Consider the following 20,305-nt stretch of genomic DNA (forward strand, 5'->3'; position numbering starts at 1 on the left):
ACGCGCCGAGGCGCGTTTTTTCATGATCTGGGCGCGAACGTCAGGAAACGCGGTAACGCCCTTCCCACACCGCACCCGGCGCCAGCTCGACCGGCGCCAACTGCGCCGGCTCGATGCACACGAAGCGCTGGTACTCGTCGTCTTCCATGTCGGCCAGCGCGGCCGTGTCCGCGGCGCCCGGGTTCCATACGACGGCATCCCGGAAGCCTTCCTGTTCCAGCGTCAGGACGCGCGCCCAGGTGCCCAGGGTGATGCCGTCGCCCACGTTCTCGTAGACCACGTCGAGCTTGTCCGCGATGGACAGCGTCCCCGCCTCGAGCCCCTCGATGCGCACGTCCGCCAGGTGCGGCACCAGGTGATAGGTATGCAGCGCCGCCGCGAACGGGAAGGGCGCCTCGCCCGTGTTGCGCACGCTGAACGCCATCTCCAACTGGTTGGCGCGCACGGTCACGCGCAGCGCCAGCGCGAAGCGGTGCGGCCAGGCGGCGGCCGCCGCCGGCGCCAGGTCGGCATCAGTCAGGCCGAACTCGGCCCACGCCGCATCGCCCTCGATGCCGTGCCCTTCCAGGCGCCAGCTGCTGACCCGCGCAAAACCATGGCGCATGCCGTCGCCGCGTTCGGCGAACTGGGGAAAGATGACGGGCACGCCGCCACGGATCGCGCGGCTGCCGTCCAGGGCCGAGCGGGTGCTGAGGAACATGCGCTCGCCGCCGTCGGCGCCATGCCAGGACACCAGGTGGCCGCCATACAGGGTGACGACGGCGCTGGCGCCGTCGGGCGCCGTGATGCGAATCGCGGGCAGTTGCCCGAAGGTGATGTTTTCCATGATGGGATCAGGCTCAGGTCTGGCGGCTCTTGGCCATGGGCGGATTATCGGCGAAATAGCGGCGGATGCCATTCGTGATCGCGTTGGCCAGCTGGTCCTGGTAGCCTTCGTCGTTCAGGCGCGCTTCTTCCTGCGGGTTCGAGATGAACGCGGTCTCGACCAGGATGGAGGGGATGTCCGGCGCCTTCAGCACGGCGAAGCCGGCCTGCTCGACCGAGGCCTTGTGCAGGCGGTTGATGCCGCCGATTTCCTTCAGCACGGCCTTGCCCAGCTTGAGGCTGTCGTTGATCTGGGCCGTGGTCGACAGGTCGAACAGCACGCTGGCCAGGTGCTTGTCGCTGGTGCCCGTCAGGTTGGCGCCACCGATCAGGTCGGCCTTGTTCTGGTCATTCGCCAGCCAGCGCGCCGCGCTCGAGCTGGCGCCTTTTTCCGACAGCACGAACACCGACGAGCCGCGCGCGGTCGGCGAAATCCAGGCGTCGGCGTGGATCGAGACGAACAGGTCGGCCTGCACCTTGCGCGCCTTTTGCACGCGGGTGCCCAGCGGCACGAAGAAGTCGCCGTCGCGGGTCAGCATCACGCGGGTATTCGGCATCTGCTCCAGCTTGGCCTTGAGGCGCTTGGCCACCGCCAGCACGATGTCCTTCTCGCGGCTGCCCTTGGCGCCGATCGCGCCCGGGTCTTCGCCGCCATGGCCCGGATCGAGGGCGATGGTGATCATGCGCGCCACCTTCTGGGCAGGCGCCGGGGCGCTCGCCTTGGCCGGCGGCGGCTGCACCGCCAGGGCCGGGGCCGTGCCCTTCAGGCCCGACATCTCGGCTTCCAGCTTGGCGATCGCGTCCGGGCCGGCGTTCGGCTGGGTGCGCGGGACGGCGGGCGGCGGCACGGGAATCTGCACCGGCGGCGTGCCGGTGGCGGGATTGGGCGAGGCCGGCGCGCCGGCCACCGGGGTGGCGGCGACAGGGTCGCCCAGGGCCGGCTGGTCGGCCGCCAGGGTCGTGGTCGGGCCCGGGCTCCAGTCGCCCTGTTCGATCAGGGCGGCGATCGGGTCGACCGGGGTGGCCGGGTACAGGTCGAACACCAGGCGGTGCTGGTAGCCGGCCACCGGCGCCAGGGTAAATACCTGCGGCTTGATCTCGGCCTTCAGGTCGAACACCAGGCGCACCACGTTCGGGCGGTTCTGGCCGACCCGCACCTGCTTGATGTAGGGGTCGTTCGGTTCGATCTTGGCCACCAGGCTCTTGAGCGTGTTGCTCAGGGCGAGGCCGTCGATATCGACCACCAGGCGCGGCGGATCGGGGATCAGGAAGTGTTCGGCCTTGAGGTCGGTGTCGTTTTCCAGCGTCACCCGGGTGTAGTCGGGGGCGGGCCAGACACGCACGGCCAGGATTTCATTGGCGCTGGCGCGCAGCGGGATGACGGACAGCAGCAGCGTGCCGCCGGCCTTGAGCAGGACACGGCGACGCGAGGACGAAGGCGTCACGCGGGCGGCTGGGGCGGCAGAAGGGGAGCGAGACGGTCGAGGCATAGCAGGCCTAATTCGGACAACGCCTGCAATTCTACATCACGGCCGGGCCCGCTAACGTTGAGCAAGATACGCAAGTCGGGCGCCGGCAACACCGGATCGCCTTTTTCGGGCCACTCGACGATGCACACATTGCGCCCGTCGAAGTCTTCGCGAAAGCCCGCGTCCAGGAATTCTTCCGGACTCGACATGCGGTACAGGTCGTAGTGGATCACGTTCAATGGCTTGCCATCGAGCATCACCCGATACGGTTCCGACAAGGTATAGGTTGGGCTCTTCACGGTGTCGGCATGGCCGGCCGCCTGCAGCAGGGCACGGGTGAGGGCGGTCTTGCCGGCGCCGAGGTCGCCGTGCAGATAGATCACCAGGCCCGGCTGCAAGGCGCGCGCCAGGGCGGCGCCGAGGGCGGATGTGGCGGACTCGTCCGGCAGATAGCGCTGCAAGCGCGATTTAAAAGGCTGCATCGAATAAAATAGCGAGTTGTTCTGCGTGATTTCTTGCGGTATGCCCACTTCCCCCAACCCTGCCCCCGACCTGCCCGAGCTTGCGCGCGCCATCAAGGCGTGGGGCAAGGAGCTGGGCTTTGCCGACGTGCGCGTCGCCGACGTCGACCTGGGCCACCTGGAGGCCGGGCTGCAAGCCTGGCTGGACGCGGGTTACCACGGCGAGATGGATTATATGGCAAGCCATGGCATGAAGCGTGCCCGTCCCGCCGAACTGGTGCCGGGCACGGTGCGCGCCATCGTGGCGCGCATGGATTACCTGCCCGCCGCCCAGGATGCCGACTGGCGCGCCCGGGAGCGCCTGCGCCAGCAGGATCCGGAGGCCGCCGTGGTTTCGGTGTATGCGCGCGGCCGCGACTACCACAAGGTCTTGCGCAACCGCCTGCAGTCGCTGGCCGGCCGCATCCAGGACGCGATCGGGCCGTTCGGCTTTCGGGTGTTCACCGATTCGGCGCCGGTGATGGAGTTGCCGCTGGCCGAAAAGGCCGGCCTGGGCTGGCGCGGCAAGCACACGCTGCTGCTGTCGCGCGCGGCCGGCTCGACCTTCTTCATCGGCGAGATCCTGGTCGACCTGCCGCTGCCCGTCGACCCGCCCACCGGCGCGCATTGCGGGCAGTGCCAGTCGTGCATCGACCTGTGCCCGACCGGGGCGATCCTGGGGCCGGGCAAGCTCGACGCGCGGCGCTGCATCTCTTACCTGACGATCGAGCTCAAGAACAGTATTCCGGAAGAATTGCGGCCCCTGATCGGCAACCGCATCTATGGCTGCGACGATTGCCAGGTGGCCTGTCCGTGGAACAAGTTTGCGCAGCGCGCGGCGGTGCCGGATTTCGACGAACGCAATGGCTTGGGTGGAGGCGACCTGCTCGAGCTGTTCGCCTGGGACGAAGAAGAATTCAACCGCCGCATGGAAGGCAGTCCGATCCGCCGCATCGGCCATGAGCGCTGGTTGCGCAATCTGGCGGTAGGGTTGGGAAATGCCGCCGAGAAAAAGCGTGGGGATGCTGTCATCGTGGCGGCCCTGCAATCCCGGCGCGATCACCCATCCGAACTGGTGCGCGAACACGTCGCCTGGGCCCTGGCGCGCCACGCCGCCTGAGCCGGTATGCGTCAGGCCATCAGATCTCGATGCGCTTCAGGCGCAGGGCCGACCAGTCGCCATCGATCGAGATCATGGCCACGCCGGTGATGCCGTTCTCCTTGGCATAGGCATTGATGGAATCGCGGTTGATGTCGGTGGCCTTGGAGGCGGTCTGCTTGAGGTAGGCGATCCACAGCGAACCCTTCTCGCCCAGCTTGCGCTTGGCGATGTCGAAATAGTGCTCGAGATCCTTGCGGTGCATGCAGAACATCAGGATCGCGTCGAAGGGACCGTCGCCCTCCTTGACGATCTCGGCCGGCATCTGGGCCGCCACGTTCGGATTGACCTGGCCATTGAGCACCAGCATCGATTTAGCTGTTCGTAAAAACATCTTGTCTGCAACTGTCTTTTCGTTCATTGGAGTTTCCTAAAAGAGAGGTGCATCGCGGCGCCCGGGGCCGCGGCGCGTTCAAGACTATTTTACAAGGCTTCCCATGAGAAGCTGGAACGCTTGACGCGCGACAAGGTCGGCAAAAAGAGGGGTTATTTCAACAGTCCAGCCAGCTCGACGGCGGTCTTGACCTGCATCTTGTCGAAGATATGGGCCCGGTGCACCTCGACCGTGCGCATGCTGATGCCCAGTTTATCGGCCACGACCTTGTTCATCATGCCGGCCAGGATCAGGTCGAGCACTTCGCGTTCGCGCGCCGACAGGGTGGCCAGGCGCGCCTGCACGCCGGCCGAGGCGGCCGCCTTGCGCGAGGCGGCGAGGGCTTCCTCGACCCGGTCCATCAGCTGGTTGTCGTTGAAGGGTTTCTCGAAGAAATCGAAGGCGCCGCGCTTGAGCGAGTCGACCGCCATCGGCACGTCGCCGTGGCCGGTGAGAAAGATCACGGGCAGGCGCGGCAGCAGGCCGCGGCCGATCAGCGCGTCGAACACGGCGATGCCGTTCATGCCGGGCATGCGCACGTCGAGCAGGACGCAGTCGCCGCTGACGTCGAGGTCTTGCAGGGCGTCGAGGAATTCCTGGCCGCCCGCGTAACCGCGCGCGGGCAGGCCGCGCGATTGCGCCAGCCAGGCGAGCGAGTCGCGAATGACTTCTTCGTCGTCGACGATGTGCAGCATGCAGGTCTCCGTAGTGGCGGGATGGGCTTCCCGCCTTGTTGCTTTTCTCGTAAAGATGGCGCATCCAGGATAGTCCTGCGCGCCGCAGACCGAATTTTAGCCCAGCGTCCGGCTGGCCGCTTGGGCCGGCAGCGAAAATGTGAACACGGTGCCGCCGGCCGGATGCGGCGCATGGCTCAGGGTGCCGCCATGGAACTCGATCGCGGTGCGGCAGATCGACAAGCCCATTCCCATGCCCTCGGCCCGGGTCGAGTAGAACGGAGAAAACAGCCGCTCGGCCACTTCGGGCGCGATGCCGTGGCCGCGGTCGATCACCGACACCGCCACCTGCTCGTCCACGTGTACTGCCTCGATGCGCAGCACACGCTGGTCCGGCGCCGTGTCCTGCATGGCCTGGATCGCATTGCGGGTCAGGTTGAGCAGCACCTGTTCCAGCATCACGCGGTCGGCCAGCACGGTCGGCAAGCCGGGCGGCAATTGCACGCGCAGCGCCACGCCGGCCTGGCGCGCCTGCAGCTCGATCAGGGCGTGCACGCTGGAAATGACGCTGCGGATCGTCACCTCCTGGCGCAGCGGCTCGCGCTTCTTGACGAACTCGTGCACGCTGCGGATGATCTGGCCGGCGCGCTGGGCTTGCTGGCGCGCCTGTTCCAGCGCATGGCGCAGCATGCCCGGCTTGAGGTCTTCGCCGGTGCCGGCCGCGCGCTCGAGCATGTTCAGGGCGCCCACCGTATAGCTGGAAATCGCCGCCAACGGCTGGTTCAGCTCGTGCGCCAGCATCGACGACAGTTCGCCCATGGTGGCCAGGCGCGCGCTGGCCTGCAGCTTTTCTTCCTGCTGGCGGTTGAGCTCTTCGACCCGCTTGCGGTCGGTGATGTCGAGCACCGAGCTCATCCAGCCGGTATGGCGGCCATCGACGTCCACCAGCGGCGCTTCGAACACCAGCACCGGCACCCGGGTGCCGTCCGGACGCTGGAACACGGTCTCGAATTGCGGCGTGATCTTGCCCGACAGGATGCCCTGGAAGCGTTCCTCGTACTCGGCGGTCGCTTCCGGCGCCCAGTAGGCCATCGGCGGCTTCTTGCCGATCAATTCTTCCGGCGGATGGCCGACGATCTGGCAGAAGGCGCGGTTCACATAAGTGACGCGGCCCTCCAGGTCGCGCGCGCGCAGGCCGGTGAGCAGCGAGTTTTCCATCGCCGTGCGAAACGCCATCTGCTGGCGCAGCGCGCTTTCCGCCGCCAGCGTGCGCGAGATGTGGCGCCACAGCGCGGCCAGGCTGGACAACAGGCCCAGGGCCAGCACGATCACCGAGCCTACCAGCAGGTTCGGCAGCAGTTGCGGCGCGCGCTTGACGCTGTTGGTCGACAGCACCAGCTGGGCGCCCGGCAGGTCGAGCTCGCGCTGGTGGGTGTACACGCCGCGTCCCGGGCCGCCGGCGGCGCGCCGCGCCACCGCCTGTTCGTCGCGGTCGATCAGGGCCAGCGCATTATCCTGGGCGAACCACCAGGGCACGGTCTCGTCGAGCAGCACCTGCAGGCTGTAGGTCGCGACCAGGCTGCCCATGAACTGGCCATTGCGAAACAGCGGCAGGTAGAAATCGATCAGGCCATGGGTCGATGGCGTGGCGCCATACGGTTCGCTGTAGCGGCCGCGCCGGATCGAGCGCGCCATTTCTCCGGCCAGGGCCGTGGTCTCGGGCAGGCCGGCGGCGGGCAGGTCGGCGCCATGGCTGGCCAGCACCGCGCCGGCGGCGTCGCTCCACACCACGCGCACCAGCTCCGGGCCGTTGACGAACATCTGGCGGAAGCGCGCCTGCAGTTTCTCCGGCGGCAGCGGCGCGACCACCAGGTCGGCGCCGAGGGCGCTGAGCGCATCCTCGCTGCGCGCCAGCTCGAAGCGCAAGGTCTGCTCGACCCACAGCGTGTCTGCAATCAATTGCTCTTGGCGCTCGGTGCTTTCCATCTGGCGCGCCTGCCAGGGCAGCCAGATCAGCACGGCAAGGAACAGCAGCACCAGCAGCATCGGCACCAGCCAGCGCCAGAACCGCCAGGCGCGGATGCGCGCGCGCGGTTCCGACATGGGCTGGGCGAACGGAATTTTCATGCAAGAGTCCTGTATTGGTTAAACTGTCCAGCTGTTGTGGAAGTCCACGATGGCGGTCGACATGGGCACGGCACAGACTTGCGTGCGGCAGTGCATCCGCCAGTGTAAGGTTTCATTAGAAAGAATTAAACCGTCATGCAGATCAAGACCCTGGCCGCCAAAGCGCTCTTCGTGCTGGCGGCGGCCGCGAGTGTCGACGCCCTGGCGCAGGGGCCGATCGTCATCAAGTTCAGCCACGTGGTGGCGCCCGACACGCCCAAGGGCCGGGCCGCCGAGCGTTTCAAGGAGTTGGCCGAGCAAATGACGGGCGGCCAAGTCAAGGTAGAAGTGTATCCGAACAGCCAGCTATACAAGGACCGCGAGGAGCTCGAGGCCCTGCAGCTGGGCGCGGTGCAGATGCTGGCGCCGTCGCTGGCCAAGTTCTCGCCGCTGGGCGTGCGCGACTTCGAGGCGTTCGACTTGCCGTATATTTTCCCGGACCGGGCGGCGCTGTACAAGGTGACCGAAGGCCGCATCGGCCGCAACCTGTTGCGCAAGCTCGAGCCCAAAGGCATCACCGGCTTGGCGTTCTGGCATAACGGCTTCAAGATCATGTCGGCCAACCAACCCTTGACCTCGCCCAAGGATTTCGAGGGATTGCGCATGCGTATCCAGGCGTCCAAGGTACTGGATGCGCAGATGCGCGCGCTGGGCGCCCAGCCTCTAGCGCTGGCCTTTTCCGAAGCCGCACCCGCCCTGCGCGATGGGGTGGTGGCCGGCACCGAGAACACGCCGTCGAATATGTACACCCAGCGCATGCACGAGACGCAAAGCCACCTGACGCTGTCCAACCACGGCTATCTGGGATACGCGGTGATCGTCAACAAAAAATTCTGGGATGGACTGCCGGCCGACACCCGCAACACCCTGGCGCGCGCCATGCGCGAAGCCACGCTGTACGAAAAAAAGATCGCCCAACGCGCCAATGACGACGCCATCGAAGCCATCCGCCAGGCCGGCACCACGACGATCCACACGCTCACGCCGGCCCAGCAGGCCGAATGGCGGCGTGCGATGCAGCCGGTGTATGGACAGATGGAAGGTCGAATCGGCAAGGAAACCGTGCGCGCCATCCTGCGCGAAGTGGGGCGCTGACGTAAGGCAGGGATCGGCGATGCGGGAGGGCGCGCTGACATGCGCCTACAGCATGTCGACAATCACGTTTTGTTTATAAGTAAAATAATTTTCCAAATTTGTGGCCGAAAAGATACATTTTCTATAAGAACTTGCGTTATCATGGGGCTCATGCGCACTGGGATGGTGCGCGGCAGTGCCAAGAACAAGCAATAGAAGCGGCATGCAAGGTTTTTGGGGGAGCATTGATAAAAGCACGGTAATCCATACCGGAGACATTCGAGGAGACACCACGTTTGACAGAACGTCGCTGGCAAGACCCGGCGGCCGGAAACGTGACCCGAATTGGAGCGCACCCGAGGGTGCGCTTTTTTTTCGTTCGAATCGTCCAATCGCTGGCCCGCATGGGCGCTGCCCGGTTAAGATGCCTGGGCAACACATTGCTCAGTCGCCCCCACTATGAAGCCCGATCCTGCCAGCCAGATTTTCAATGCCATCGTGCCCGCTCCCTTCGGCGCGCTGGGCATCCGCACCGCCGACGACAAGCTGCGCGAAGTGGTGTATTTACCGCCTTCGTTCGCCGAAAAAAGCGCGGACAGCGCCATCGCGCAGCGCAGCGCCGAGCAGCTCGCGCGCTACCTGGACGACCCGGATTTCAGCTTCGACCTGCCGTTGATGGACGCCGGCACCGAGTTCCAGCGCAAGGTGTGGCAAGAGATCAGCGCCATCCCGCGCGGCGCCGTGCGCACCTATGGCCACCTGGCCAAGGTGATCGGCTCGCATCCGCGCGCCGTGGGCCAGGCCTGCGGCGCCAATTGGTTCCCATTGGTCATTCCCTGCCATCGGGTCACGGCATCCGGCGGTCTGGGCGGCTTCTCGAACCAGAACGACGAGAACGGTTTCCATCTTTCGGTCAAGCGCTGGTTGCTGCGGCACGAAGGCGCCACCGCCGCTCCATGGCAGCAGCAGTCGATCTGGCCCTGATCGACGAGTTCTGCGACACGCTCTGGCTGGAACAGGGCCTGGCGAAGAACTCGCTCGACGCTTACCGGCGCGACCTGCGCCTGTTCGCCGGTTGGCTGGACGCCAAGCGCCCGGGGCGCGGCCTGCTGGCCGTGGGGGCGGAAGATCTCAGCGCCTATTTCGCCGAGCGCCATCCGGAATCGCGGCCGAGCACGGCCAACCGCCGGCTGTCAGTGTTCAAGCGCTTCTATGGCCTGCTGCTGCGCCGCGGACAGATATCGACCGACCCCTGCCTCAAGATGCCGTCGGCGCGCCAGCCGACCCGTTTCGTGCATACCCTGACCGAGGACCAGGTCGAGGCCCTGCTGGCCGCCCCCGATATTTCGACGCCGCTGGGTTTGCGCGAGCGCACGATGCTGGAGCTGATGTATGCCAGCGGCTTGCGGGTATCGGAACTGGTGGCCCTGAAACTGGTCGAAGTGAGCCTGAACGATGGCGTGCTGCGCGTGACCGGCAAGGGCAGCAAGACGCGCCTGGTGCCGTTCGGCGAAGAGGCGCGGCGCTGGCTCGAACGCTACCTGAAGGATGCGCGCGGCATCATCCTCAACGGCCAGGTCGACGACGCCTTGTTCGTCACTGGCCGCGGTGGCCCGATGACGCGCCAGATGTTCTGGATTCTGATCAAGAAACACGCGTCGAAGGCCGGCGTCACCGGTCCGCTGTCGCCGCATACGCTGCGCCACGCCTTTGCCACGCATTTGCTGAACCACGGGGCCGATCTGCGGGTGGTGCAATTATTGCTGGGTCACGCCGATATTTCGACGACCCAGATCTACACCCACGTGGCGCGCGAACGCCTGAAACGGCTGCACGCGCAGCATCACCCACGTGGCTAGCGCAAGAACCTATCCCGGTAGGTGAGAGTCGTTTCTGCCGCGCCTGGCAAGCGTGTGCTGCGTTGCTCGTCGTTGCATGGCTCGCCATGCGGCCTCCTCGCGCCTTGCTCACGCTCGCCATGCATCGCCTACGCGCATGTCGCCATGAACTTCCTCCCACCTACCGGGATAGGTTCAAAGTCGGGAAGCGCGAAGTAGTCCATAATGGCTGTGCAGGTGCAGCATTTTCCTTGAATTAAACACGTCGAGGTGACTATGGCACGGAACAATTTTTCTTACGAAAAGCGGCAGCGGGAACTCGAAAAGAAGCGCAAGGCCGAAGAAAAAGCCAGGCGCAAGCTGGAAGCGAAGAACGCGCCGGCCGACGGCGCCGGGGCCGTGCAGCCGGACGGCGCTGCGAACGGCGAGGACGGCGAACAGCGCACCCCTGCCGCGGCGCCGCCGAGCCTGGCCTGAGCGGCCAGCCCATCAAAAGGATTGCGCGCGTGCTCCGTCGACATCGATGGAGCCCCTAGCGCATGATGGAACTATAAGCATCCACAACGGTCTGAGCCATCTGAATGCGACAAGCTGTCAGTTGGCCGGTGTGAATGGCGGTATGGCGTGACAAAGCGCATGCCGCCCGCCGTTTGCGAGCTCGCAAACGGCATGGCCCGCCACGGCATGACAATGTCGGTGTTGTCTACCTGCTTATTGTCGTTTCCATAGCGAAAGGCCATTGCTGTGAGCGAACCACCGCCGAATTCCGCGGCGCACCCGTCCGCGCCGTCGGCCGCGCCCTCCCTCGATTCTCCACTTGCCGGGGATGGGCAAGCCAGTCCCGCAGGCGACCTCCCGGGACGTGGCGACGGTGGGGGCGAAGCCTTCGGCTGGCTCCACCATTTCGTCACGGCGCTCGAGCTGGCGCCGGCGGTCGCCGTGCATTCGATGGACCAGGCCGGCGCCATCCGTTTCTGGAACCGCGCCAGCGAAGAACTGTACGGCATCCCGTCCAACGAGGCGGTCGGCAAGCCCTTCCGCGAGCTGGTGTGCCACCTCGACCGTCAGGCCGAGTTCGGGGACGCGATCGCCGCGATCTGGCGCAGCGGCCACGCGCCGCCGGCGCGCGACTGGCAGGTGCAGTCGCGCACCGGCCGCCGCCACTGGGTCTATTCCTGCCACTACCCGGTCAGGCACGACAGCGTGATGCAAGAGATCTTCTGCATGGAAGTCGACATCACGGCGCGTAAAGAGGCCGAGAGCAACCTGGCGCAGGCGGCCCAGGTGTTCCAGAACGCGCGCGACGCCATCATCATGATGGATGCCGACTACCGCGTGCGCGCCGTCAATGGCGCCTTCACCAGCATCACCGGCCACGTCCCCGAGCACATCCTCGGCCAGTCGCTGGCCAGCCTGGGCTGGGATGCCGCCGACGGCTTCTACGAGCGCATCTGGTCCGAACTCGACGGCCACGACCACTGGGAAGGCGAACTGGCCAGCGTGCGCAGCAATGGCGAGCGCTATCCGGTGCGGGTGGCGTTGACGGCGATCCGCGACGCCCACGGCGACGTGTCCAGCTATATGGCGATGCTGTCCGACATCAGCGAGCGCAAGCGGCTCGAGGAGCAGGTGCGGCACCAGGCCGAGCACGATGCCCTGACCGGCTTGCCCAACCGCATCCTGTTCCTCGACCGCCTGCACCAGGCGCTGGCCACCTGGCGCCGCCAGCGCGACCGCTGCGCCGTGATGTTCCTCGACCTCGATAAATTCAAGCCGATCAACGATCACCACGGCCACCAGGCCGGCGACGCCGTGCTGCGCGAGGTCGCCGCGCGCCTGCGCGCCTGCGTGCGCCGGGTCGACACCATCAGCCGACTGGGCGGCGACGAATTCGTGGTGCTGCTGGGCGACATCAAGGGCGCCGACCAGGCCGCGCACGTGGCCGGCGCCGTCACCCAGGCGGTGGCGCGGCCCATCGACGTTGGCGGGCAGCAGGTGGCGCTGTCGGTCTCGATCGGCATCGCGCTGTGCCCCGACGACGGCGACGAGGTGGAGGCCCTGCTGCACCATGCCGACGTCGCGATGTACCACGCCAAGCAGGACGGACGCGACACCTTCCGTTTCTTCGATCCGGCCATGAACGCCCATGTGATCGAGCGGGTCGAGCTCGAGAACCGGCTGCGCCAGGCGATCGAGAGCCATGAATTCGTGCTCGAATACCAGCCCGAGGTCGAGGTGGCAAGCGGCCGCGTCGGCACGGTCGAGGCCTTGCTGCGCTGGCGCCATCCCGAGCGCGGCCTGCTGCTGCCGCAGCACTTCTTGCCGGTGGCCGAGGAATCCGGCCTGATCGTCCCGATCGGCGAATGGGTATTGAAGGAAGCCTGTCGCCAGGCGCGCGCCTGGGGCGATGCGGGGTTTCCGGTCACGGTCGCGGTCAACCTGTCCGCCGCCCAGCTCGCGCATGCGGGGCTGCTGGCGGCGGTCGACGCCGCCTTGCAGGGCGCCGGCCTGGGGCCGGGAGCGCTCGAGCTCGAGATCGCCGAGGAGGCGCTGGTGCGCGGCGAGCCGGCTTTCGAGACGGCGATGGCGCTGCGCGCACGCGGCGTGCAGCTGAGCATCGACCGCTTCGGCACCGGCCTGTCGAGCCTGGAGGCGTTGCGCCGCTTCCCGCTCACCAAGCTCAAGATCGACCGCAGCTATGTGGGCAACGTCGGGCGCGACCCGGTCGATGCGGCCATGGTGCCGGCCATCATTTCGGTGGCGCGCAGCCTGGGCTTGCGGGTGGTGGGAGAGGGCGTGGAGACGGCCGAGCAGCTGGATTTCCTGCGCCGGCATGGCTGTGACGACTACCAGGGGTTTTATGCCAGCGCGGCCATGGCGACACCCGACTTGTCACCGCATCCTGGCTGATACGTTGCGGTCACGTCAAATCACGTTGCCCGAACAACCGTATCCTGGCCAGCACCTGCCCATGATCCGACGCCTCGGGCAGCGCCAGATTCAGGTGATCGTTCAGGTACACCACGTCCACCACTTCCCCGATCGCGTGGGGCAGCGCCGGGTTGAATTCGGGCGACACCAGGATGTGGTCGATGGTCGAATGGCGCGTGTCGTGCAGGATCGAGAAGCCGACGTGGCGCTGGTGGTCGAGCCGGCGCTGCACCTGGCTGGCGTCGAACATGCGCTCGCCGACCGGCGTGCCTTCGCCCAGCACGATCTCGGTGGTCACCGAATCGGCCACGTCGTTGAAGTCGCCCAGCACGATGCGCGGGCGCCGGTTGGCGTGGGCCATGTCGGTCAAGAGCACGCGCAGCGCGGTGGCCTCGGTGCCGCGCCGGATCAGCGAGCGCAGGCAGGCCAGCGCATACAGGTGCGGGTCGGCGCCGCTGTCGCTCGAACGGTAGTCGGGCCGGCGCGACTTGAGATGGACCACGATCACGTCGATCACCACCCCCGACGCCGCGATCACGCCCGCATGCAGCGGCGCGCGGGTGAAGCGGTCCGGGTCGCGGCTGCCGGGCGGCATCGTGACGTTAGCCGGGAACATCGGCAGCTGCGATCCGGGCTCGGCCAGCGGCAGGCGCGAGACCAGGGCCACGCTCGGGGTCAGGCGCGGGGCGGCCGGGTCGGGGTCGAAGCCGATGTGGTGGGCGTCGCGATAGCGCCGGCTGCGCCGCAGCACTTCCTTCAGCACGCTCTGCGAAAAGATCTCCTGGAAGCCGATCACGTCGGCATTGATCAGGTCGAGCTGGTGCGCGGTCCAGTCGAGCTTGGCCTCGTACTCGGCGGCCGTGGTGGGCGCGAGATTGTCGTACAGGCGGGCGCCGGGCGGGGCCAGGTTGAAAGTGTTGAAGGTGGCAAACCGAAGTTCTTCCTGCATAATAGAAACCCCTATTGTTCGTCTTTAGCGTAACACGCATGGCCAAGAAAGAGCACGTCTCAGAGACACCCGCCACCCAATTCCTGCGCAAGCATGCCGTCGCATTTTCCGAGCATCCTTATGAATACGAGGAGCATGGCGGCACGGCGGTGTCCTCGAGCGCGCTCGGCGTGCCCGAACACGACGTGGTCAAGACCCTGGTGATGCAGGACGAGGCCGCCAAGCCGCTCATCGTGCTGATGCATGGCGACTGCAAGGTGTCGACCAAGAACCTGGCGCGCGCCATTCCCTGCAAGTCGGTCGAGCCGTGCAAGCCGGACGTCGCCCAGCGCCACTCAGGGTATCTGGTCGGCGGCACCTCGCCCTTCGGCATCCGCAAGGCGATGCCGGTCTATGTCGAGGAAAGCATCCTGGCGCTGGACAAGATCTACATCAATGGTGGACGCCGCGGCTACCTGGTCGGCATCGACCCGAAGGTGCTGGTCGACGTGCTGAAGGCGCGTCCGGTGCAGTGCGCCCTGGCCGAGTAGCTTTTCCCACCAGCGGCCGATGGTGTATATTCACGACCGATTTCCGGTAATGACATCGGCCGGAACCCACTGAGAGATTAGATGAACACCCTGATTGCCACCATTGCCGCCTATTTGCTCGGCTCGATTTCCTTCGCGGTCGTGATGAGCCGCGTCTTCGGCCTGTCCGACCCGCGCACCTATGGCTCCAAGAATCCCGGCGCCACCAATGTGCTGCGCAGCGGCAGCAAGAAGGCCGCGATCGCCACCCTGGTCGGCGACGCCGCCAAGGGCTGGCTGGCGGTCTGGCTGGCGATGCGCTTCGGCCCCGATGTCGGCCTGGACGACACCGGCATCGCCCTGGTCGCGATCGCCGTCTTCATCGGCCACCTGTGGCCCGTGTTCTTCCGCTTCGTGGGCGGCAAGGGCGTGGCCACCGCGCTGGGCGTCCTGCTCGGCATCAATCCATGGCTCGGCCTGGCGACCCTGGCGACCTGGCTGATCGTCGCCTACGCCTTCCGCTATTCCTCGCTGGCGGCCCTGGTCGCCTCGATCTTCGCGCCGTTCTACTACGGCCTGCTGTTCGGCGTCGATCCGATCCTGTTCGCCGTGTTCGTGATGAGCGCGCTGCTGCTGTGGCGTCACAGCAGCAATATCGGCAACCTCATCGCCGGCAAGGAATCGAAAATCGGCAGCAAGTCGGCCGGGGCCAAGAAAGCCAAGTAAGCGAAACGGGCCGCCGCGCGCCGGATTTTCTTGCAGGCGTTACCATGCGTCTTGAACAGCGGCGCACCCGCGCCGCGCCGGACAGAAAGGTGGTACCCCGTGAGCAAGCAACTCAGGATCGATTTTGTGTCGGACGTCTCGTGCCCCTGGTGCGCGATCGGCCTGAAATCGCTGGAACAGGCCCTGTTGAAGGTCGGCGACGAAGTGCGCGTCGACCTGCATTTCCAGCCCTTCGAGCTCAACCCCGACATGGGTCCGGACGGCCAGGACATCGTCGAGCACGTGACGCAGAAATATGGCGCCACGGCCGAGCAGCAAGCCGCCACCCGCGAGACGATCCGCGCACGCGGCGCCGCCGTCGGTTTTACCTTCGACATGGAGCGGCGCGGCCGCATCTACAACACCTTCGACGCCCACCGCCTGCTGGCCTGGGCCGAGGACGAGGGCATGCAGCGCCAGCTCAAGACCGCGCTGCTGGAAGCCTATTTCACCCGCTGCGAAGACCCGAGCAACCACGAGGTGCTGCTGCGCACGGCCGAAAGCGTCGGCCTGGACCGTGAGCGGGCAGCCATCATCCTGGGCTCCAATGAATATGCGGAAGACGTGCGCACGCGCGAACAATTCTTCCAGCGCGCCGGCGTCAAGTCGGTGCCGGCGATCATCATCAACCAGCGCCACTTGATTTCCGGCGGCCAGCCGCCGGAAGTGTTCGAGCGCGCGCTGCGCGAGATTCCGGGGTTGGAGCCGGAAGCCAAGCCTACGTAAGTTCCAGCACCACCGGCTGATGATCCGACGCCGCCGTCTCCGACTGCACGTCGAGCGAGCTCAAGCGCGACGCCAGGTCGTCGGTGACGAAGAAATAGTCATAGCACTCGGGCCGCTCGGGCCACGGGAAACCGTGCAGCCCGGTGGTCGGTGCGCGCGCCATGTCGCCATGCACCACGCGCCAGGCATCCACCAGCGGCAGCGCGCCGGGTTCCGGCGCGCCCAGGAGCGCCTGGTAATCCGGCGCATCCGGCGCGAAATTGAAGTCGCCGCAAAGAATCGCCGAGCCGGGCCGGAAGCCCAGCTGGAACGGCGCATCGAGATTCGGATCGGGCTGGAACAAACGCGAGCGGGCGCAGGCCTCGGCATGCAGCTCGCGGATGCGCGCCACTTGCGCCATGCGCTGCGGCGGCGAATAGTACTCGAGATGGGTGGTCAGCAGGCGCAGCTTGCCAGTCGGCGCATCGACCACGGTTTCGAGCAGGCCGCGCGGCATGCCGGCCGGGTGCTCCGGATCGGCCGGCCAGGGCAACAGGTGGCGGTGCACCTGCGAGATACGGTATTTGGAGAGGATCAGGTTGCCGAACAGGCGCGGAACGTTGTTCTTGTAGATTTCACTCGGGGCGTGCTCCATCGCGTGGTAGCCGCCGAATGCGCCGCTGAGCTGCTTGAACTGGTTGGCGCTGGCGCTGCCCTCGAGCTCGGGGTGGTTGGCCGCCACCTCCTGCAGGCAGATCACATCGGGGTTCAGCCGGCGCAGCACGTCGATGATCGCATGGATGCGAATTCGACCGTCCTTGCCACAACCCCAACGAATATTCCAGCTTACTACGCGCATCGTTCACCTCCGTAAATCTTGATCGACGGATATTGCCACCGTTTGGCGAGCAACGGTCACACGGTAGGATCGATGTCAGGCTGGCAAGTTCAATGGCGAATTCGAGCGATTCCCTTGCTATTCATGCAGCTTCCAGCTCGTCCAGCGGCCAGCGCGGGCGCACCGTGAAGGCGTAATCGCGCTGGGCCAGCGCCGGGTTGCGCTCGAGGCGCATGGCGCCGGCAAAGGCGATCATGGCGCCGTTATCGGTGCAGAATTCCAGCTCCGGGTAATACACCTTGAACTTGCGCCTGGCGGCGGCCGCGTTGAGCGATTCGCGCAATTGCTTGTTGGCGCCGACGCCACCCGCGATCACGAGGCGCTTCAGGCCCGTATGCTTCATCGCATTCACGCATTTCGCGGTGAGCACGTCGACGATCGCATCGACGAAGCCGCGCGCGATGTTCGCTTTGTCCTGCTCGCAGATATTGGCGACGACTTTTTCTTCGTGGTTCTTGACCACGGTGAGCACGGCGGTCTTCAGGCCCGAGAAGCTGAAGTTGAAATCCTTGCTGTGGAGCATGGGGCGCGGCAGGGTATAGGCGGTCGGATCGCCGAACTCCGCCAGGCGCGAAATTGCCGGCCCGCCCGGGTAGCCCAGGCCCAGCAGCTTGGCCGATTTGTCGAAGGCTTCGCCGGCCGCGTCGTCCAGGGTCTCGCCCAGCAGCGTATAGCTGCCGACGCCGTCGACCCGCATCAGCTGGGTATGCCCGCCCGAAACCAGCAGCGCGAGGAAGGGAAATTCCGGGCGCTCCGACGCCAGCAGCGGCGACAGCAGGTGGCCTTCGAGGTGGTGCACGCCGAGCACGGGTTTATCGAGCGCCAGCGCCAGGCTGCAGGCGACCGAGGAGCCGACCAGCAGCGCGCCGGCCAGGCCCGGGCCTTGCGTATAGGCGATGGCGTCGATGTTCGATGCCGGCAGGTCGGCGCGCTTCAGGACTTCGTCCAATAGCGGAATGGCGCGCCGGATATGGTCGCGCGAAGCGAGTTCGGGCACCACGCCGCCATACTCCTCGTGCATGGCGACCTGCGAGTGCAGGGCGTGGGACAGCAGGCCGCGCTCGGTGTCATACAGAGCAAAGCCGGTTTCATCGCAGGAGGATTCGACGCCGAGAACGATCATGGGAGGAGCAGTGTGAATTAGGCAGAACCGTCGATTTTACCGTACGGTTCGTTCGAATTCACGGACGCTGCAATAACTCCTTGTGCGCCTGTCGCAACATGGCCTCGGTCTCTTCCCAGCCGATGCAGCCATCGGTCACCGAGCAGCCATAGGTCAGCTGCGACAGGTCGGCGGGAATCGCCTGGCTGCCGCTGACGATATTCGACTCGATCATCACGCCCACCAGCGATTGATTGCCATGGCGAATCTGCTGGATCACGTCGGACATGACGAGCGGTTGCAGTTCCGGCTTCTTGTAGCTGTTCGCATGCGAGCAGTCGACCACCAGGTTGGCCGGCAACTTGGCCTTGGTCAGTGCCTGCTCGGCAATCGCCACCGACACCGAATCGTAGTTCGGCCGCCCGCCGCCGCCGCGCAGCACGACGTGGCCGTAGGCATTGCCGCTGGTGCGCACGACCGATACCGAGCCTTGACCATTGATGCCCAGGAAGGCGTGCGGATTGGCCGAGGACAGCACCGCATTGATCGCGATGCTGACGTCGCCGTCGGTGCCGTTCTTGAAGCCCACCGGCGTGGACAGGCCGGACGACATCTCGCGGTGGGTCTGCGATTCGGTGGTGCGCGCGCCGATCGCGGTCCAGGCGATCAGGTCGCCCAGGTATTGCGGAGAAATCGGGTCCAGCGCCTCGGTCGCGGTCGGCAAGCCCAGCTCGCACACGTCGAGCAGGAAGCGGCGCGCGCGTTCCATGCCGACGTCGACGCGGAACGAGTCGTCCATGAAGGGATCGTTGATATAGCCCTTCCAGCCGGTGGTGGTGCGCGGCTTCTCGAAATACACGCGCATCACCAGCACCATGGTGTCGCTGACTTCGTCCTGCAGCGCTTTCAGGCGGCGCGCATAGTCGAGGCCGGCTTCGGGGTCGTGGATCGAGCAGGGGCCGACCACGACGAACAGGCGCTTGTCCTTGCGGTCGAGGATATTGCGCAGCGTCTCGCGGCCTCCCATGACGGTCGCATAGGCGCGCTCGCTCAGCGGCAGGGCTGCATGCAGTTCGACCGGCGTGGGCATCCGGGTGAACGAGCTGACGTTGGTATTTTCGATTTGTGGCGTGCTGGTCATGGTGCTATCTAAAATTCTTCAGGTGGATCGACCAGTGTAGACGGAAATTGCTGCACGTGCATAAGCGATATCGCAAAATCCATGCCCCGGTGCCGCCCTGTGCTGCAGGCCAGTCCCGTTCCCGTGTATCCTTTTGCCATGACTACCGACACGAATGACATCGAACGCTTTGTCGCGGCCCCCTTCATCAAGGAAATCGGCCGCGGCGTCAAAGGCGCGCGCAGCATGACGCGCGAGGATGCGCGCGCGCTCTACGCCGCCATGCTGGAAGGCCGGGTCTCGGACTTGGAACTGGGCGCCATCCTGCTCGCCATGCGCATCAAGGGCGAGTCCGTGGACGAGCTGGCCGGCTTCATGGACGCCGCCGCAGCCTCGTTCGCGCCGCTGCCCACGCCGCGCGGCGAGTTCGCCCCGGTCCTGATCCCGACCTATAACGGCGCGCGCAAGCTGGCCAACCTGACGCCGCTGCTGGCCCTGCTGCTGGCGCGCGAGGGCGTGCCGACCCTGGTGCACGGCGTGCGCACCGACCCGGGGCGCGTGGCCACCGCCGAGATCCTGCGTGAATTGGGGCTGCTTGAAGCAACCACCGCCGCCGAGGTGCAGAACGAGTTCGCCCACCTGCGTCCGGCCTTCATGCCGATCGAGCACCTGGCCCCGCGGCTGGCCCAGATGCTGTCGCTGCGGCGGGTGCTGGGCGTGCGCAACTCGACCCACACCCTGGTCAAGATCCTGCAGCCCTTCGACGGCCCGGCGCTGCGCCTGGTGTCGTACACCCATCCCGAATACCTGGAAACCCTGGGCGGCTTCTTCGAGGGCGTGGACAGTGAAAGCCAGGGCGACGCCTTCCTGATGCGCGGCACCGAGGGCGAGACCGTGGCCCATCCGCATCGCGCCCAGCGCATCGACTGGTTCCATGCCGGCCAGCGCGCGCTGCTGGTCGAGCGCGATGCGCCGACCGACGCATTGTCCGAGGTGCCCGATGGCCGTGACGCGGCCACCACCGCGGCCTGGATCGGCGCCGCGCTGCGCGGCGAGGTGCCGGTGCCGGCCTCGATCGCGACCCAGGTGGCGTATTGCGTGGAAGTGTCGCGCAAGATCCGCGCGCGCAGCCAGCCGCTGGCTTAGTTGCTTACGTGAGTGCTGACCGGGACCCGCCGCTGGCATTACAATGGCGGGTTCGACGCAAGG

20 protein-coding genes are annotated in these 20,305 nt (G+C 66.2%); 10 read left to right on the forward strand and 10 right to left on the reverse strand.

Annotated elements, in window-relative coordinates; all coding sequences use genetic code 11:
• Positions 1 to 40: 40 nt before the first annotated feature.
• The 3 genes from ABIB42_RS14650 to tsaE are packed head-to-tail and all read right to left on the reverse strand — an operon-like array spanning position 41 to position 2,815.
• Positions 41 to 826 (reverse strand): D-hexose-6-phosphate mutarotase, encoded by a 786-nt coding sequence (locus ABIB42_RS14650; RefSeq protein ID WP_429248565.1) that lies wholly within the window; start codon positions 824 to 826, stop codon positions 41 to 43.
• Between the two features lie 13 nt (positions 827 to 839).
• Complete coding sequence (locus tag ABIB42_RS14655; protein ID WP_429248566.1) at positions 840 to 2,354, reverse strand: N-acetylmuramoyl-L-alanine amidase; 1,515 nt, start codon at positions 2,352 to 2,354, stop codon at positions 840 to 842.
• Positions 2,306 to 2,815, reverse strand: a complete 510-nt coding sequence (gene tsaE, locus ABIB42_RS14660; RefSeq protein ID WP_429248567.1) for a tRNA (adenosine(37)-N6)-threonylcarbamoyltransferase complex ATPase subunit type 1 TsaE — start codon at positions 2,813 to 2,815, stop codon at positions 2,306 to 2,308. Before tsaE ends, ABIB42_RS14655 begins: the two co-directional genes overlap by 49 nt.
• Positions 2,816 to 2,855: 40 nt before the next feature.
• Here tsaE and queG point away from each other — a divergent pair, with 40 nt between their 5' ends.
• On the forward strand, positions 2,856 to 3,953 hold the full coding sequence (queG, locus tag ABIB42_RS14665) for a tRNA epoxyqueuosine(34) reductase QueG (RefSeq protein ID WP_429248568.1): 1,098 nt from the start codon (positions 2,856 to 2,858) through the stop codon (positions 3,951 to 3,953).
• A gap of 19 nt (positions 3,954 to 3,972) precedes the next feature.
• On the opposite strand, the gene ABIB42_RS14670 is transcribed toward queG, so the two are convergent.
• The 3 genes from ABIB42_RS14670 to ABIB42_RS14680 form a co-directional block, all read right to left on the reverse strand.
• The gene (locus ABIB42_RS14670; protein WP_071361426.1) at positions 3,973 to 4,353 is read right to left on the reverse strand and encodes a DUF3052 family protein; all 381 of its coding nucleotides are present in this window, start codon (positions 4,351 to 4,353) and stop codon (positions 3,973 to 3,975) included.
• 125 nt (positions 4,354 to 4,478) lie between these two features.
• Positions 4,479 to 5,060 carry a response regulator transcription factor gene (locus ABIB42_RS14675; RefSeq protein WP_005665384.1) on the reverse strand — a complete coding sequence of 194 codons (582 nt, stop codon included), beginning with the start codon at positions 5,058 to 5,060 and terminating at the stop codon, positions 4,479 to 4,481.
• A gap of 96 nt (positions 5,061 to 5,156) precedes the next feature.
• A complete protein-coding gene (locus ABIB42_RS14680; RefSeq protein ID WP_429248569.1) occupies positions 5,157 to 7,166 on the reverse strand; it encodes a two-component system sensor histidine kinase NtrB in 2,010 nt (669 codons plus the stop codon).
• A gap of 135 nt (positions 7,167 to 7,301) precedes the next feature.
• Here ABIB42_RS14680 and ABIB42_RS14685 point away from each other — a divergent pair, with 135 nt between their 5' ends.
• The 5 genes from ABIB42_RS14685 (at position 7,302) to ABIB42_RS14705 (ending at position 13,027) form a co-directional block, all read left to right on the forward strand.
• A complete protein-coding gene (locus ABIB42_RS14685) occupies positions 7,302 to 8,300 on the forward strand; it encodes a TRAP transporter substrate-binding protein (RefSeq protein ID WP_429248570.1) in 999 nt (332 codons plus the stop codon).
• Positions 8,301 to 8,738: 438 nt separating this feature from the next.
• Positions 8,739 to 9,263 (forward strand): methylated-DNA--[protein]-cysteine S-methyltransferase, encoded by a 525-nt coding sequence (locus ABIB42_RS14690; protein ID WP_184237004.1) that lies wholly within the window; start codon positions 8,739 to 8,741, stop codon positions 9,261 to 9,263.
• Positions 9,236 to 10,138, forward strand: a complete 903-nt coding sequence (gene xerD, locus ABIB42_RS14695; protein WP_005665390.1) for a site-specific tyrosine recombinase XerD — start codon at positions 9,236 to 9,238, stop codon at positions 10,136 to 10,138. Before ABIB42_RS14690 ends, xerD begins: the two co-directional genes overlap by 28 nt.
• A gap of 255 nt (positions 10,139 to 10,393) precedes the next feature.
• A complete protein-coding gene (locus ABIB42_RS14700) occupies positions 10,394 to 10,594 on the forward strand; it encodes a hypothetical protein (RefSeq protein ID WP_184237007.1) in 201 nt (66 codons plus the stop codon).
• A gap of 267 nt (positions 10,595 to 10,861) precedes the next feature.
• Positions 10,862 to 13,027, forward strand: coding sequence for a putative bifunctional diguanylate cyclase/phosphodiesterase (locus tag ABIB42_RS14705; protein WP_429248571.1), 2,166 nt, complete (start codon positions 10,862 to 10,864; stop codon positions 13,025 to 13,027).
• A 10-nt stretch (positions 13,028 to 13,037) separates the two neighbouring features.
• On the opposite strand, the gene ABIB42_RS14710 is transcribed toward ABIB42_RS14705, so the two are convergent.
• Complete coding sequence (locus tag ABIB42_RS14710; RefSeq protein WP_313634264.1) at positions 13,038 to 13,997, reverse strand: endonuclease/exonuclease/phosphatase family protein; 960 nt, start codon at positions 13,995 to 13,997, stop codon at positions 13,038 to 13,040.
• A gap of 38 nt (positions 13,998 to 14,035) precedes the next feature.
• Between ABIB42_RS14710 and ybaK the strand changes: the two genes are divergently transcribed.
• From ybaK to ABIB42_RS14725, 3 genes are all read left to right on the forward strand, one after another.
• The gene (ybaK, locus tag ABIB42_RS14715) at positions 14,036 to 14,527 is read left to right on the forward strand and encodes a Cys-tRNA(Pro) deacylase (protein WP_005665396.1); all 492 of its coding nucleotides are present in this window, start codon (positions 14,036 to 14,038) and stop codon (positions 14,525 to 14,527) included.
• An 81-nt stretch (positions 14,528 to 14,608) separates the two neighbouring features.
• Positions 14,609 to 15,232: a glycerol-3-phosphate 1-O-acyltransferase PlsY gene (plsY, locus tag ABIB42_RS14720; protein WP_071361434.1), complete on the forward strand. Its 624-nt coding sequence runs from the start codon at positions 14,609 to 14,611 to the stop codon at positions 15,230 to 15,232.
• Between the two features lie 99 nt (positions 15,233 to 15,331).
• Positions 15,332 to 15,997 carry a DsbA family oxidoreductase gene (locus tag ABIB42_RS14725; RefSeq protein WP_429248572.1) on the forward strand — a complete coding sequence of 222 codons (666 nt, stop codon included), beginning with the start codon at positions 15,332 to 15,334 and terminating at the stop codon, positions 15,995 to 15,997.
• Here ABIB42_RS14725 and ABIB42_RS14730 read toward each other — a convergent pair.
• The 3 genes from ABIB42_RS14730 to ABIB42_RS14740 all read right to left on the reverse strand — a co-directional run bounded on the left by ABIB42_RS14730 (position 15,990) and on the right by ABIB42_RS14740 (position 19,117).
• A complete protein-coding gene (locus tag ABIB42_RS14730; RefSeq protein WP_071361436.1) occupies positions 15,990 to 16,835 on the reverse strand; it encodes an endonuclease/exonuclease/phosphatase family protein in 846 nt (281 codons plus the stop codon). The genes ABIB42_RS14725 and ABIB42_RS14730 overlap by 8 nt on opposite strands.
• Before the next feature lie 121 nt (positions 16,836 to 16,956).
• Complete coding sequence (tsaD, locus tag ABIB42_RS14735) at positions 16,957 to 17,997, reverse strand: tRNA (adenosine(37)-N6)-threonylcarbamoyltransferase complex transferase subunit TsaD (protein ID WP_005665403.1); 1,041 nt, start codon at positions 17,995 to 17,997, stop codon at positions 16,957 to 16,959.
• 58 nt (positions 17,998 to 18,055) lie between these two features.
• Positions 18,056 to 19,117 (reverse strand): 3-deoxy-7-phosphoheptulonate synthase, encoded by a 1,062-nt coding sequence (locus ABIB42_RS14740; protein ID WP_312164935.1) that lies wholly within the window; start codon positions 19,115 to 19,117, stop codon positions 18,056 to 18,058.
• 138 nt (positions 19,118 to 19,255) lie between these two features.
• Between ABIB42_RS14740 and ybiB the strand changes: the two genes are divergently transcribed.
• Positions 19,256 to 20,242, forward strand: a complete 987-nt coding sequence (gene ybiB, locus ABIB42_RS14745) for a DNA-binding protein YbiB (protein ID WP_040775214.1) — start codon at positions 19,256 to 19,258, stop codon at positions 20,240 to 20,242.
• Positions 20,243 to 20,305 lie beyond the last annotated feature (63 nt).

Origin of the sequence: Massilia sp. UYP32 (genome assembly GCF_050434365.1) — a bacterium.
Classification (GTDB): Bacteria; Pseudomonadota; Gammaproteobacteria; order Burkholderiales; family Burkholderiaceae_D; genus Telluria; species Telluria timonae.

What these genes read in the sequence shown, in the direction of transcription:
- ABIB42_RS14650 (WP_429248565.1), bottom strand. Translation starts at nt 826, where the DNA reads ATGGAAAACATCACCTTCGGGCAACTGCCCGCGATTCGCATCACGGCG.
- ABIB42_RS14655 (WP_429248566.1), bottom strand. Translation starts at nt 2,354, where the DNA reads ATGCCTCGACCGTCTCGCTCCCCTTCTGCCGCCCCAGCCGCCCGCGTG.
- tsaE (WP_429248567.1), bottom strand. Translation starts at nt 2,815, where the DNA reads ATGCAGCCTTTTAAATCGCGCTTGCAGCGCTATCTGCCGGACGAGTCC.
- queG (WP_429248568.1), top strand. Translation starts at nt 2,856, where the DNA reads ATGCCCACTTCCCCCAACCCTGCCCCCGACCTGCCCGAGCTTGCGCGC.
- ABIB42_RS14670 (WP_071361426.1), bottom strand. Translation starts at nt 4,353, where the DNA reads ATGAACGAAAAGACAGTTGCAGACAAGATGTTTTTACGAACAGCTAAA.
- ABIB42_RS14675 (WP_005665384.1), bottom strand. Translation starts at nt 5,060, where the DNA reads ATGCTGCACATCGTCGACGACGAAGAAGTCATTCGCGACTCGCTCGCC.
- ABIB42_RS14680 (WP_429248569.1), bottom strand. Translation starts at nt 7,166, where the DNA reads ATGAAAATTCCGTTCGCCCAGCCCATGTCGGAACCGCGCGCGCGCATC.
- ABIB42_RS14685 (WP_429248570.1), top strand. Translation starts at nt 7,302, where the DNA reads ATGCAGATCAAGACCCTGGCCGCCAAAGCGCTCTTCGTGCTGGCGGCG.
- ABIB42_RS14690 (WP_184237004.1), top strand. Translation starts at nt 8,739, where the DNA reads ATGAAGCCCGATCCTGCCAGCCAGATTTTCAATGCCATCGTGCCCGCT.
- xerD (WP_005665390.1), top strand. Translation starts at nt 9,236, where the DNA reads ATGGCAGCAGCAGTCGATCTGGCCCTGATCGACGAGTTCTGCGACACG.
- ABIB42_RS14700 (WP_184237007.1), top strand. Translation starts at nt 10,394, where the DNA reads ATGGCACGGAACAATTTTTCTTACGAAAAGCGGCAGCGGGAACTCGAA.
- ABIB42_RS14710 (WP_313634264.1), bottom strand. Translation starts at nt 13,997, where the DNA reads ATGCAGGAAGAACTTCGGTTTGCCACCTTCAACACTTTCAACCTGGCC.
- ybaK (WP_005665396.1), top strand. Translation starts at nt 14,036, where the DNA reads ATGGCCAAGAAAGAGCACGTCTCAGAGACACCCGCCACCCAATTCCTG.
- plsY (WP_071361434.1), top strand. Translation starts at nt 14,609, where the DNA reads ATGAACACCCTGATTGCCACCATTGCCGCCTATTTGCTCGGCTCGATT.
- ABIB42_RS14730 (WP_071361436.1), bottom strand. Translation starts at nt 16,835, where the DNA reads ATGCGCGTAGTAAGCTGGAATATTCGTTGGGGTTGTGGCAAGGACGGT.
- tsaD (WP_005665403.1), bottom strand. Translation starts at nt 17,997, where the DNA reads ATGATCGTTCTCGGCGTCGAATCCTCCTGCGATGAAACCGGCTTTGCT.
- ABIB42_RS14740 (WP_312164935.1), bottom strand. Translation starts at nt 19,117, where the DNA reads ATGACCAGCACGCCACAAATCGAAAATACCAACGTCAGCTCGTTCACC.
- ybiB (WP_040775214.1), top strand. Translation starts at nt 19,256, where the DNA reads ATGACTACCGACACGAATGACATCGAACGCTTTGTCGCGGCCCCCTTC.